This is a genomic window from Paraglaciecola sp. IT1134, from assembly GCF_058068185.1.
The window spans coordinates 789664-804086 of record NZ_CM176486.1; the positions used below are offsets into that span (position 1 = coordinate 789664).

Annotated in this window: 8 protein-coding genes; 5 read left to right on the forward strand and 3 right to left on the reverse strand. The window is 48.8% G+C overall.

Annotated elements, in window-relative coordinates:
• Nucleotides 1-199 precede the first annotated feature (199 nt).
• Both AC3RV5_RS03550 and AC3RV5_RS03555 read left to right on the forward strand, forming a co-directional pair.
• Nucleotides 200-3931 (forward strand): hydantoinase B/oxoprolinase family protein, encoded by a 3732-nt coding sequence (locus AC3RV5_RS03550; RefSeq protein ID WP_489730602.1) that lies wholly within the window; start codon nt 200-202, stop codon nt 3929-3931.
• Between the two features lie 41 nt (nt 3932-3972).
• Nucleotides 3973-5190, forward strand: coding sequence for an Nramp family divalent metal transporter (locus AC3RV5_RS03555; RefSeq protein ID WP_489730603.1), 1218 nt, complete (start codon nt 3973-3975; stop codon nt 5188-5190).
• 20 nt (nt 5191-5210) lie between these two features.
• Here AC3RV5_RS03555 and AC3RV5_RS03560 read toward each other — a convergent pair whose 3' ends face one another.
• From AC3RV5_RS03560 to AC3RV5_RS03570, 3 genes are read right to left on the reverse strand one after another with little or no spacing between them, the layout of a single operon-like run.
• Nucleotides 5211-6341, reverse strand: a complete 1131-nt coding sequence (locus AC3RV5_RS03560; RefSeq protein ID WP_489730604.1) for a lipocalin-like domain-containing protein — start codon at nt 6339-6341, stop codon at nt 5211-5213.
• Nucleotides 6329-8815, reverse strand: a complete 2487-nt coding sequence (locus AC3RV5_RS03565) for an FtsX-like permease family protein (protein WP_489730605.1) — start codon at nt 8813-8815, stop codon at nt 6329-6331. The genes AC3RV5_RS03560 and AC3RV5_RS03565 overlap by 13 nt, the downstream gene beginning before the upstream one ends.
• 1 nt (nt 8816) lies before the next feature.
• Nucleotides 8817-9479 carry an ABC transporter ATP-binding protein gene (locus AC3RV5_RS03570; RefSeq protein ID WP_489730606.1) on the reverse strand — a complete coding sequence of 221 codons (663 nt, stop codon included), beginning with the start codon at nt 9477-9479 and terminating at the stop codon, nt 8817-8819.
• Between the two features lie 556 nt (nt 9480-10035).
• On the opposite strand from AC3RV5_RS03570, the gene AC3RV5_RS03575 reads away from it, so the two are divergent.
• From AC3RV5_RS03575 to ltrA, 3 genes are all read left to right on the forward strand, one after another.
• Nucleotides 10036-11529, forward strand: coding sequence for a serine/threonine-protein kinase (locus AC3RV5_RS03575; RefSeq protein ID WP_489730607.1), 1494 nt, complete (start codon nt 10036-10038; stop codon nt 11527-11529).
• Between the two features lie 154 nt (nt 11530-11683).
• Nucleotides 11684-12190, forward strand: coding sequence for a hypothetical protein (locus tag AC3RV5_RS03580; RefSeq protein WP_489730608.1), 507 nt, complete (start codon nt 11684-11686; stop codon nt 12188-12190).
• 666 nt (nt 12191-12856) lie between these two features.
• A complete protein-coding gene (gene ltrA, locus AC3RV5_RS03585; RefSeq protein WP_489730469.1) occupies nt 12857-14146 on the forward strand; it encodes a group II intron reverse transcriptase/maturase in 1290 nt (429 codons plus the stop codon).
• The last annotated feature ends 277 nt before the right edge of the window (nt 14147-14423 follow it).

Below are 14423 nucleotides of genomic sequence, written 5' to 3' on the forward strand. Positions count from 1 at the left end.
GTTATCCTTCGCCCCAAGGTCTGGGGCATAGTTTTTTAGGATGGCGTTCAAGCCTGAGTAAACTTTATCTTTGCCCGTGCAAACTCCCCAAATAGCCAAAAGTAATCCACTGAGCCGTTTGGCCAATTCTAGTGTTTGCTTATAGCGGTGAATTGGATAGGCTAGCACTATCGTTAAATTTACTTAGGTGGCGTGCTACATGGCACAGGCGAATGGGGATAAAACCCAGGGACAATGGGAGTTTTGGGTCGATCGCGGTGGTACCTTTACCGATATCATTGGCAAAACCCCAGACCAGCAGTTGTTGTGTAAAAAGCTGTTATCTGACAATCCTCGCGCCTATGAAGATGCCGCCCTGCAGGGGATCCGTGATTTCCTGGGCTTAAGCAAAGACGCCCCCATCCCTGCTGAACAAATTCGCAGTGTTAAAATGGGCACCACTGTGGCCACCAATGCGTTGCTGGAACGTAAAGGCCAGGCGACCGTGTTGTTGATCACCCAAGGTTTGCGTGACGTACTGGAAATCGGCTACCAGGTGCGGCCCAAAACCTTTGCCTTAGAAGTGGTTAAACCCCAAGTGCTGTATAGCCACGTAATTGAAGTCCCCCAGCGAATGGCCGCCGACGGACAAGTGCTCCTTGAGCTGAACGAAGTAACCACCAAGCAGCAACTGGCACAAGCTTACGCCCAGGGTTATCGCAGCGCAGCCATAGTGTTACTGCATGCCTATCGTTATCCACAACATGAACAGCTGCTCGCCACTTTGGCGGCCCAGGTGGGTTTTGAGCAGATTTCGGTGAGTCATCAAGTTAGCGCCACCATGCGCATCGTTCCCAGAGGCGATACCACAGTTGTGGATGCCTATTTATCGCCGGTGCTACGCCGTTATGTTAACCAAGTGGCCAAAGCTTTGCGCGCCATTCCAGATAACCAGCAGCCAAACGGGGCAGCCATTGCCAACAACAAGCTGCAGTTTATGCGCTCATCCGGCGGTTTGACTGCGGCGGATAAATTTCAGGGCCGAGACGCCATTTTATCCGGCCCCGCGGGGGGCATTATCGGTGCAGTGCGGACCAGCGAACTGGCGGGTTTTAATAAAATAATCGGCTTTGATATGGGTGGCACATCAACCGATGTGTCTCACTATGCGGGCAGTTACGAGCGGGCCTTTGAAACTGAGGTGGCAGGTGTGCGCATGAGTGTGCCAATGATGAGCGTACATACGGTAGCTGCCGGCGGGGGATCGGTATTGCACTTCGATCAAAGTCGTTACCGGGTGGGCCCAGATTCGGCAGGGGCCGATCCCGGGCCTAAATGTTATCGCAACGGCGGCCCGCTGACGGTAACCGACGCCAATGTGTGTCTGGGTAAAATTAACCCGGAATATTTCCCCAAGTTATTTGGCCCCAAGCATGATCAAGGCATAGATGTAGAAACCGTTCAGCAGGCATTCGATGCCTTGGCCGAGCAGCTTCCCGTAGAAACTTCTGGTGCCCAAGTCGCAGAAGGCTTCTTGCAAATTGCGATTGAACATATGGCCCAGGCGATCAAAAAAATATCCGTCGAGCGGGGTTATGATGTTCAGCACTATGCGCTTACCTGTTTTGGCGGGGCTGGCGGTCAACACGCCTGTCTAGTGGCTGAACGGCTGGGCATGCAAACCATATTGATCCATCCTTTCGCCAGTATCCTGTCGGCCTATGGTATGGGCTTGGCCGAGATCCGCAGTCAGCATAATAAAAGCTATCAGCAACCGCTAGAACAGGGGGGCATGGCGGCGCTAAAACGGCAATTCGAGGCGTTGCGCCAGTTGACCAGCCAAGAATTATTGGAGCAGGGGGTGGCACAAAGTGTGCAAAATCACCAGGCCTTGGCTTTTTTGCGTTATGCAGACACCGACACCACCCTACCGATTGAACTGGCCGATATCAGCCAAATGCGCGATCAATTCGAAACCAGCCATCTTAGCCAGTACGGGTTTATCTCACGTGATAAAGGCATCATTATCGACGCCATCTCCATGGAGTCATTTGGCGGTGGCCAAACCATAGACGAAACGAGTTATAGCCTAGAGCCAGACACCCAGCCTAAGGAGGAGACCCGCAGCAGCATATTTTCCGCCGGGCAGTGGCAGCCATGCCCCAGCTATTTGTTAGCCAATATTCACCCGGGTCAACAGGTGTCTGGCCCGGCGATTATCATCGAGCCAAACGGCACGTTGGTTGTCGAAAGCAACTGGTCTGCCAGGATGAACCAATACCGCCACTTGATCTTAACCAAACGTCAGGGCATACAGGCCAGTGAAGCCGAAAATGACAAGCAAAGCGAACTTGCCGCTGCCCCTCAACCACCAACCCAAGCCGATCCCGTGCTGCTGGAAGTATTCAACAATCAATTTATGTCGATTGCCGAGCAAATGGGCATCGTGTTAAGAAACACCTCGTCGTCGGTGAATATCAAGGAACGCCTGGATTTCTCTTGTGCGGTGTTCGATGCCAGCGGCAACCTGATTGCCAATGCGCCGCATATTCCGGTGCATTTAGGCTCGATGGATGTCACGGTGAAGACCTTGATCAACAGCGCTTTGCTGATTGAACCCGGTGATGTGTTTATTCACAACGATCCGTTCAGCGGTGGCTCGCATTTACCCGACGTGACGGTGATCACTCCGGTCTTTTTGGACCCCCCACCACTCAAGGCTAACTCAGCCAATGCGCTGTTTTTTGTCGCCAGCCGGGCGCATCACGCCGATATTGGCGGCATTTCACCAGGCTCCATGTCGCCTGAGGCACGCACTATTGTGGAAGAAGGTGTGGTGATCCCTTGCATGAAAATGATTGCTAAGGGGCAATTCCTGCAACAAGCGTTAGAACGAGTGTTACTGGATGGGCCTTATCCGGTGCGCAATATTGCGCAAAATATTGCCGATCTCAAAGCCCAGGTTGGGGCCAACCACAAGGGTAAAGTTGAATTACTCAAGTTGGTGGCCCAGCGCAGCTTAGCGCAAGTACAGGCGTACACCGGGCATATCATGGACAATGCCGAACAAAGCGTGCGCCAGATTATTGGCCGCCTTAAAAATGCCAGTTATACCTATCCGATGGACGGGGGACTGCAGGTGTGTGTGCGCATAGAAGTCGACCAGAATGCGCACACAGCCAGCCTCGATTTTACTGGCACCAGCGCTCAACAGCCAAACAACTTCAACGCACCGGCGGCCATCACCCAAGCTGTGGTGCTCTATGCCTTTCGTTGCCTGATTGGTAGCGACATTCCGCTTAATGCGGGTTGTATGCGGCCATTGAGCCTCAAGATCCCGGCTAAATCGATGCTCAATCCAGATTATCCCGCGGCGGTAGTGGCGGGGAATGTAGAAGTCAGCCAAGCCTTGGCCAACGCCATTTTTGGCGCCCTGCGCACCGATGAGCAACCCCAAGGCGTGTTAGGTATGGCGCAAGGCACGATGAATAATTTAACCTTTGGTAATGAGCAATATCAATACTATGAAACCTTGTGTTCTGGCTCGCCAGCCGGGCCCGGTTTTAATGGTACGCCAGGGGTGCATACGCATATGACCAATTCGCGTCTGACGGATCCTGAAGTTCTCGAAGCGCGCTATCCGGTGCGGCTAGATAAGTTCGAGATCAATCGTGGCTCGGGCGGTAAGGGTCAGTGGCACGCCGGGGATGGCATCCTAAGGCGCATCACTTTTTTACAAGCCATGCAGTGCGCAATCATCTCCGGGCACAGGCAAGTGCCGTTAGCCGGGGTCAATGGCGGCCAGCCGGGGCAACTTGGCCATAACTGGCTACAACGAGCAGATGGTCGCATCGAGGAACTAGGCGGTTGCGCCCAAGCCAGTGTTGATAATGGCGATGCGATTAACATCCAGACCCCCACGGGCGGCGGATTTGGCCAAACAGATGAGTAACGACATGGTCTGTAGGGCCCCTAAATCAAGAGCAACCAGGTATGCTGGCCAAGCTTAAAAATATTGGCCCAGGGGCCCTGGTTGCCGCGGCCTTTATTGGGCCTGGTACCGTCACCGCTTGCACGTTGGCGGGGGCCAATTTTGGCTATACCTTGTTGTGGGCACTGTTATTTGCCACCTGCGCCACCTTGATACTACAGGAAATGGCCGCCCGTTTAGGCTTGGTTACCCAGCGCGGGTTGGGCCAAATTTTGCGCGAAACCTTAGCGCATTCCCTGTGGAAATGGCCCCTATTTGGTTTAATCATGGTGGCCCTGTATATGGGTAACGCGGCCTACGAGGCGGGCAACTTGTCTGGTGCCGCGCTGGGCGTGCAAGCGCTAACCGGTGATGCTCAGTGGCTCTATTCCCTGGCGGTAGTGGTTATTTCGTTACTCGCTGGGGCCCTGTTGTGGCGGGGCTCCTATAAATACCTGGAGCGCATCCTATTGCTATTGGTGGTGCTGATGGCCTTGGCGTTTATCGCCACGTTTTTCGCGGTAAAAGCAGATTTAAGTCAGTTATTTGCTGGGCTAGTAAAACCGCAACTCCCCCAGGGTAGCTTATTGACGGTGATTGCCCTGATTGGCACCACTATTGTGCCTTACAACTTATTTTTGCATGCCGCAGCGGTTAAAACTAAATGGTCGTCGGTGCAGGATCTAACCAGCGTGCGGGTAGATAATGCCGTGGCCATCGGCTTGGGTGGCTTGATCACTATTTTGATCGCCTCGACCGCGGCGGCCAGTATATTTGGCATGGGGCTACAGATCAGCGGGGCCGGGGACATGGCTATCCAACTTGAGCCAGTATTTGGTTCGTTTTCAAAAATCATGCTCGGTCTGGGGTTTTGCGCCGCAGGTTTAAGCAGTGCGTTAACTGCGCCCTTGGCCACAGCTTACGCAGTGACCGAAATCCTCGGGGTCAAAGGCGGCACCCGTTCAGCCACATTTCGCTTTATCGCCATCAGTGTTATCGCCACTGGCACCGGGCTGGCCCTAACCGGAATTAAACCCATTACCATCATCATCGCCGCGCAATTTGCCAATGGCCTGTTGCTGCCCATCGTGGCGCTATTTTTACTGTATGCGATGAACCAACCCGCCCTATTGGGCAACTACGTTAATCGTCTGCCAGCCAATATACTCGGTGGCATAGTGGTGTTGGTGACCGCAGGTTTGGGGATCAAACTACTGTTAAGCGCCCCCGGGATCCTCTAATGCCAGTGTGCCAGGTTGGCTTAATAACCGGTTAATTCCATAAAACCTGTGCCACTATGACTGCCGCTAATGGTCAATGCTCCCTCGTAATAGCGAAAGCGCCCGGGGTTTACTTGCTCAGCTTTGCTGGCCTCGAGCTTAAGTTCAAGGTGTTGCCCGGGCAAGCTAAGCTGCCAAGTTAATGGGTAGGCCCGGCCACTGACGTCAGTTTGGCTCAAGGGCACCAGGGTCAATTCTTCGGCTGTCAAGCTGGTTACTGCCCCGTCTTGGGCTATATAGCTGCCCGAGATAAAGTCTGCTTGGCCGGCTAGGCGCATGCGAAAGGCCATGATCTTGGCGCCATTGTCCAGATGCAGGGAAAACCAATCCCAGCCCTGGGCACTTTTATCCATTAGCTGAGAGCTCCATTCGTGATCAAACCAGCCCACCCCTGTCAGTCGCCGAGCTTGGCCGCCAATGTGCACCTCACCCTCTACCTGAATAAAGGGCTGACTGTAATAGTGAGAGGCTAGGGGCGGGGTAACCGACTTGACGCTAAAGCCGTTTTGGCCATGGAGCACAAAAGGCCCATTAGCCGACAGGTGTAGGGTTACCCGGGCATTTTGCTGTTGATGGCCAAGCTCAGTATTGGCCATACTGCTGGTCACGGTTGAGGGGAAAAGTACCCCTTGGCCTGCATCCGCCAGCCACTGCCAATCATCCAAAAACAGGTTAAGGGGCGTTGTAGTCAGCCCGGCATTGCCTACGCCACCACGGGCAAACCGTTCGCCGAACCAGTGCTGGTGTTGGCTGTGCAACGAAACATGGGCCATATAGCTTTGGCCGTCGTCCCAGCTGGTGGCTTGGTCGCGGGTTTTAAACCGAAACAGTGTCCACTGATAGGCATAGGGGGCACCGCTTTCATCGGTTAAATTGGCGGTTAAATACCACCATTCCACGGTGAAATCAGGATGCGCCAGGTGATCCTTCGGCAAGTTGATCACATAATCCGGGCTGGCGAGCTGGCCGGTAAGTACGGGCTTTGCATTGCCAAACAAGCCCGGCTGGGGGGCAGATTGGTTTGTGGTCTTGTTGCATGCGCTTAGCAGTAAGACCAGCAGGGTGCTGAATTTAATGACAGTAGCCGGGCTAAAAGCCGTTAGTTTAACCATCGGATATCCTTGATCAAGGGCCTATTATTGGCGCTTAACAGGGGCAGCAGTATAATCGCGCTAACCAGTAACAAGCCCAGGGCCGAGACAGTTGCAATCTGGCTGACGGAAATATGCAACGGGTATGTCCAGTAGAAGGCCTGTTTGTTTACCAAGTTGATCAACAGCCAACTAAGTAATATGCCAAAAGGGATCGCAAACGCCAGGGCCAATACACACAGAAACAGGTATTGCAACAGGGATAAGCCTTGCATCATCCGCCGACTCACCCCCATGGTGCGTAACAAAGTTAACTGGGGCCGGGTGTCTTGAAGCAAGACGATAATGCCGCAGGCCAGGGAAATGGCGGCCACCAGTAAGGTGACGATGTTCAGGCCATCGGTAATCACAAAGGTGCGCTCGAAGGTCGTCATCGACAAGGTGAGCAATTGCTCGGCGCTATACAGTTGTTGGCTGGCAATAAACCCTTGTTGTGCCAGGCTCTGGCTTAAGACATTGATTTGCCCCTCACTGGCGAATAAAGCCAACAGATTAGAACGCTGGCTACCTTCGGCAAATGTTGGGGGCGGCAGCAGTATCTGGCCATAGGGGTTGCCATAATCATAAGTAATGCCGACCACCTGAAACGATCTTACGCCGGTCTCTAGCGGCACGTCCAAGGTTTGCCCAATCTCAATCTTATGGCGCAGGGCAAATTGTTGATTCACATAGGCCCCTTGCCCGGCGGCATATAAAGCGTTTGCCTGGGGCAGTTGTTGCTGGGTTTTAAGCGCCGCCAAAAATCGCCCTGAACTGGGATAAGAATGCACTTGAGTCACTCGCCCCGCATATTGCACGTTAAGTTCAAAGCGTTGCACCACTTGAATATCCAGTTGCAAACGCTCAATGCTGGCCGGCACATCTTGTTCATCATGCTGATACAGATAATAATCGGCGATCAAACGTTGATCGAGCCAGGCATAGGTTGCTTGGCGAAAGCTGTCGACCATCAGGTTCATCCCAATGTTGCTCATCAGGGCAATAAAAAAGGCGCAGCAGGCAACCTTGCTGCGCCCCGACAACCACAAACTGTGTTGCAGGCTCCAATGCAGCAGTGGCCAGCGCTTAGGCAGCAGGGTAGTAGCAGTATTAAGGATATAAGGGTAGCAGGCTATCAAGGTAAAACAGCCTGCCAGGATCAGTAATGCAATCGACAGCAAACTCACCAGCATCGTCTGACTCAACCACATAGTGACGGCCGCCAAGCCGAGTGCCAGCCCGGCCAGGCGCGAATACCAATAAGAGCCTGGCGGGGCATAATCATCGGCTCGGAACAAGGCCTGGTTAAGTTGTTTGACCGGCAGCAAGGCGGCGAGGGTGATACCCACAGTGCTCAGCAGCAACACCTGCACATACAAACTTAGGTAAGACACCTCAGCGAACCCCACGCTGACCCGAAACAGACTTTCCAGGGTGGCCTGAATACCAGGCGCCAGGTACAGCGCCAACGCCACCCCCAGATAGACCCCTGCACCAGCGGCGAGCAAGGTTAATAGCCATAGCTCTATAAGTTGACCCGTTAGTATGGTGAGCCGTGAAATCCCCAACTGACGAAGAACTTTGAGCATGGGCAGGCGCTGCATGATCAATAACTGACAGGCGTTCATCACAATAAACAGGCACACCACAAACATCAATAAGGCCATAGCCAGCAGGTTCAGCTGAAAACTATCGGTCATACCGCTGTTTTGTGCGGGGCCAGGCAAGGCCAGCAGCCTGAGATGCGCCGGTAACAAGCGGCGAATGTCTTGCAAACGCTGGGGGCCAATATGCCCCATCAACAATATGTCGCTGATGGGGGTAGCGCCGAAGGTCTGGGCGAATAGGCTGATATCGATGAATATTTGATTAGCCATGCTGGCCAAATCAACCTGTTGCAACGCCGGTAATCGCTGGCCTTGGGCAGTGGTGATGACAGTACCTGGCTGGACGTTTAATTGCTTATAAAGGCGTGTAGCGATAAAAGCCGTGTTCTGGGATTGGCTGGCGAGCGCTACCCCAAGCTGAGATTGTTCTGGCGGCTCTTGGGGGCGGGTTTTCTTATCTCGTTGGCTGGCCAGATAATTAATCACGGCCAGGCTATCGAAGCCGGTGATTTCCACTGGTTGATGGGCCAAAGGTTGCTGCTGTGAATCAAATAGCGCAGTAGATATGCTGGACAGGGCCACCGCTTCAGTAATGCCCAAGCGGCGCACAACGGCGTAATCTTGTTTGCTTAGCTTGGAGGATGGCGTAGCCACCAGTTTAAAATCAACCTGGGGGAGCAACCCTTGGCCCTGCTGTGCATAGCTTTGTTTGGCCCCTTGGTTGATAACCAATACTGCGCTGACCCCCAAACAGCCAATCATCAAGGCCAACCACAGCAGCGCCAGGCGCAACCAGGCATTTGGATAACTTTGCAGCACAGTGCGCAAATACCAATATAGGGCGGACATATTAATTGGCCAGTACCAGCTTGCCACCTTGCATCAGGTAGTGCTGGCGGGCCAGGGCAGCCACGGCACTGCTGTGGGTCACGACCACCAGGCTGGTTTGTAACCTGTGACATTGCTGATAAAGCAGGTTGGCCACTTTGCCACTGTTTTTACTGTCGAGGTTGCCCGTGGGTTCGTCTGCCAGTAGCAAAGCGGGTTTGTGCGACAAGGCCCGGGCGATGGCCACCCGTTGCTGTTCGCCACCGGATAACTGATTGGGCAATTTGTTACTGTGCTGGGCGATACCCAGTTCATCCAGCAGTTGGGCAATATAGACAGGGTCGAGGCTGTTGTTTAATCGAGCCGGCAAACAGAGGTTGTCGTATACCGACAGGCAATCTACCAGGTTAAAACGTTGGAATATCAGCCCCACAGTCGAGCGACGATAATGGTCAGCTTGGCGTTCACCCATAGTGGTTAAATCCAGTTGATTGACCTTTAACTGACCACTATCGGGTTTATCCAGGCCCGCCAGCAGATGCAACAAGGTCGATTTACCCGAGCCGGATTCCCCCTGAATGCTCATCTGCCCACCGGGGGGCAAACGTAAATCCAGATCGGTCAGCACCGATTGGCGCCGGTCACCATCCTGATAGCTTTTACAAATTTGCTGGGCGTAAATCATCGAGTCTAAGTAACGGGCCGGTAGGTGCTGAGAATAAACATATTAGCATGGGTTTTAGTTACTACTATGTGCTTGGTATATGGGCACAGCTTCGCTGCTAAAACAGGTGTGGTGATCTCGCACGCTTCTCTTAGGGCCAATATGCACGCCCGGATCTTGAATTTTGTCTAATGAAGTCAATCGGGTGGCTATTGAGGGGCCCCAAGAATGTTTTGTACAATATTGATAAGATCCCTATAAAAGATATACAGGGGAGTAGGATAAAAAAATGTTGTGAATTTACCCAGCTTTGGGCACTGTCGGTAACTGTTTTAATGCACAGTGATGGTCGGTTCCGCCTATTTGCAAGATCAAGGTGTTTGGCCGTATTTCCAGCATCGATTTTTAAATTAAGCTAAAAAATATAAGATTTACAGAGGCTTAGAAAACGTGTTAGAACTAAGTGAAAATAATATGCGGCGAATGCCCGTGTTTAAACACGGCGAATGCCGACTGATTAAACTGTTATATGGCAATTCAGGTTGGGTGTACTCAGTTATCAAAATAGGAAGTATAAATGTTCAGAATTAAGGATTCGGTTGAGTTTCAAGGTCAAGAATATATTATCTCAAAATTTTTAGGACAAGGTGGAATGGGTCATGTTTTTTCTATTGAAGAAACCAATGGTGATTCAAAATTTGCCTTAAAGTCTCTTCAACACTTTCTTCCAGATGATAATAATCATCGTTCCCTAATTAACGAATGGCAAAAAGCTCAAAAGATCACTCATAAAAATGTTATTTGTTACCACGGTTTTCATGATGGTTTATCTGAACCTACAACCCCCTACCTTATAATGGATTTAGCTGAAGGTGGCTCATTAGAAGATTTTTTGTTATCCCAAAATGAGTTTATGGAAGAGGATATTTGTTTGGAAATATTCCATCAAATAATAGATGGAATGGAAGCCGTGAATGAAATATTGGTTCACAGGGATATCAAACCTGATAATATTTTTATAGAAAAAGGTGTTTTTAAAATCGCTGATTTTGGTTTAGCCAAAATAGCAGAAGAAAAAACACGATCTAAAACATTTAAAGGTTGGGGAACCGCACCTTATATCGCTCCTGAAGCCTATAGATCAGAAAAGAATACAATTCAAATGGACATGTACTCCATAGGACATGTGTTTTATCAAATAGCAGGTATGAAACATGCTTATGGTACACCTGATGATTGGGAACAAGCTCACTTGACCGCAGTACCTCAAGCTCTAAATACAGTAAATACCAAAATATCTCCCAAAGTATCCTCTGCTATTAATAAACTCATGGCAAAAAGACCAAATACTCGTTTTAAATCATGGGATGAAGTTAGGCAAGAGCTAATTAATTCCTCTCAAAATGTCGGTGATCATAAATCAGCAATTGATAATATATTGCAAAAGAAAATATCGAGAGATTTAAAAGCAGAAGAAGTCTTATCTGAGCAGCAAGTTAAAGAAAAAGAACTGAGGAGAAAAAACGACATTTTAAACTTTCAGTTCAAGAACGAAATCATTCAGCCAGTAAATGAATTTGTTGATAATTTCAACAAAGTTTCAGGTGCAGGCTCAACAATGAATATGTCTAAAGTTTCTGATATGCGGGATTTAACGTGTGACATTAGATTTGATCGCAAGACTGTAAATATATGGTTTCATAAGATTAATGATTCTGACGTGCTTAGCCGTTATGCTAACGATGTATGGGGTGATCGTAGACTTCATGTAACTAAGCCAACCCTAAATGGTAAAGCTGTCTTAGCTTGGGGTGGGATAGAATCTTCTGGTGGGATAGGCTTAAATATTTTATTGGTAGCATCTGAAACTGATGAGTACGGTGATTGGTATCTATTGAAAAATACACACTCTGGTTTCGGTCGTAGTGATAATAGACCCGAACCTTTTGCCTTTAAAAATGATGAATTAGTCAAAGAGATACATCATGTGGGGGCTATGCATATTTATAATTTGAATGTTAATCAACTAGATATTAATGATGTAATCGAATTTATTTCTGGCGCTTTATAATTATATTCTAAGTTGTTGTTTATGCATTGGATTAAAGCCATATAACAAGAACTTCAAACGGAAAAAATACAGTTGGCTGTTTTCACTCCGTTCAACATTTTAGCCAACTATATTTTTCCGCTTAAGTAGGCGTTAGGTGTATACAGGAGTTCAAGTGGAATTATCAGCATTAACTGGAATATGGAAATGGTTCAAATGGTTACCAAAATTTGTACTTAAAAGAGTTTTTTCTAAAGAAAGATTGTCTGAATTAACTTTTATTGATGTAAAAGCGAGACATCGCTCTGTTTCTGTAAATTTAGTTAATAAAAGCACTTTTGAAATATATTTTCAGATAATAAATATGAGTCCTTTTGAAGTAGAGTTAGATAGAGCTGAAATAGAATTTAATATAAATGGTGCAAGGTTAAAAACCTTGTACATGAGAAAAACAACTTTCAAAGCCGGAGAAGTCTCTGATTGGTTTGTTGAAGGCAGTCTGGATCCAGCTGACGCCGATCATATCGCAAAGCACTTCGATGAAAGTAATGATCGTGCATCACTCACATTGCATTGTGACTTTAATTGTATTTTACATAACTTTAAAAAGTCACACTTTACATTGGATGGTGTAAATATAAATTATACCAATTTAAAATATCGACAAAAACAAGTGGCATAATATACCTAACAAGTCACTCAAAAGGGCAAATAACAGTTGGTTTTTGCTCGTGCCTCGCTTATTTTAACCAACTATCATTTGCCTCTTAGTGAGGCGTTAGTGCGTCAAGGAAGCTTGATGCATCTTGCAGGGTGTAAGTCCCTGTCGGGTAAGGTTTAGCCAGCCACCCGTATCGAGTCTTGCGCATTGCGCGGAGTCTGAGCAAAGGAAGTGCTTTGCTGTGTGAGGACACAATCAGATGAACAACCAATGTGAAGCGTAGACAGAGAATTATATAGGCCATAGGGAATACGTGTTCCTGAAGTGCTGGTATCGCTGGGATAATAAATAAAGTCCTGACTGACGAGGCTTGTAACGCCGTCGAAGTCCACGCAAAGCAACCATTATTCAAGATATTTGAAGCGGCAAGGTTGTGGCGAGTCAGTCCAGTTATCAAGCCGTGGCATGTATAAAGAGATGCATCAGGAACTTGAGAGAGCCAAAGGTGTTCCATAAGGAAATGGTAGGGTAGCTAAGCCACAAGCGAGGCCAACGATGACCCTTCGGCAGTCAGATCAGCCCGTAGTAGTCTGAGCAGGGGAAAGCCTTGTACATGGCGAAGGAGCTGACAGTTATATCAGGTGTTTAGCAGACACATAGGCCGGACAAAGTAGGGCTGGAACCACTATGACAACCGAACTAAACGCCATCACATTTAAATCACAAACCCATCCCCGCCACAGATTTCAGAGCCTATATGGATTGCTAGGTGACGATTTACTGTATCAAAGCTGGGAGCAACTGAATAAACGAGCCGCGCCAGGTGTTGATGGCATTACAGTGCCAACATACCAGCAGTCGCTTGTGGAAAACCTCACACGTTTACGTGTTGCACTGACAACCAAGTGTTATCGTGCGAATGACATTAAACGTGTCTTCATCCCAAAAAGTAATGGCAAGCAACGCCCATTAGGACTTCCAACGGTTGATGACAAGCTTGTGCAGCAAAGCGTAAGCCAGATACTGCAAAGTATCTGGGAAGCGGATTTCTTGCCAAACAGCTATGGATACCGACCGCAGAAAAGTGCTCATCAAGCGGTACACAGCTTGGCGTTAAATCTCCAGTTTAAAGGCTACGGTTATATTGTAGAGGCGGATATTAAAGGCTTCTTCGATAACATTGACCATGACTGGCTGATGATGATGCTCAAGCAGCGCATTGACGATAAAGCACTATTGAGCCTGATTGGACAATGGTTAAAAGCACGGATAAAAGCCCCCGATGGGACATACATCAAACCCCAACGTGGCTCACCTCAGGGCGGTATCATTAGCCCAGTGTTGGCTAATATCTATCTGCATTATGCATTGGATCTATGGTTTGAGAAGAAAGTAAAACCTCGCATGCGAGGCAGAGCCATGCTGATCCGCTACGCGGATGATTTTGTGTGCGCGTTTCAATATGCCAATGATGCAGAGCGATTTTACCGAGTGCTACCAAAACGGCTAAAGAAGTTCAAACTTGATACCGCGGCGGAAAAGACCAGTCTATTAAGATTTAGTCGATTCCAACCAAGTAGTAAGCGGCAGTTTGTCTTCTTGGGCTTTGCATTTTACTGGGGAGTGGATGTAAATGGTAAACCAAGACTACGGCGACGAACTGCAAGCAAAAAGCAGCAAACCAGCCTTAGCGAATTTTACCAGTTCATCAAATCCAAACGCTCGCAAAAGCTAGCGATGTGGTTGCCTCAATTAAAACGTAAACTGACAGGGTTTAGAAATTACTTCGGTCTGCCTGACAATAGCCGCAGTGTGAGCAAGTTGTACAACTATGTATTGCATAGTCTGTACAAATGGCTGAACAGACGCAGTGGTCGTCGGAGTTACAACTGGAGTAATTTTAAGAAGATGCTAGAGTATTTCCAAATACAGAAGCTACGAGTTAGCAAAAGAGTGATCAATGTTGACTGGTACTAAGATGGGCGTGATTTACACGCGTGAACATATAACTGAAGAGCCGGATGCGGTAATTCCGCACGTCCGGATCTGTGTGGGGTCGGCTCAGTAATGGGCCGCTCTACCACGATTACCTATATATGAAAATCCGAAGATGTATTTATATTAAAATTTACAAAGGGCATTTCGTTACTCGACTCCAGAGTACTACTCACGAAAAAAAATATATGTGTAGTGGTCTCAATCACCCAAGAACACTTGCTGGCGATTGGCGAGAATTGGAAAAGGTAATAGCTGA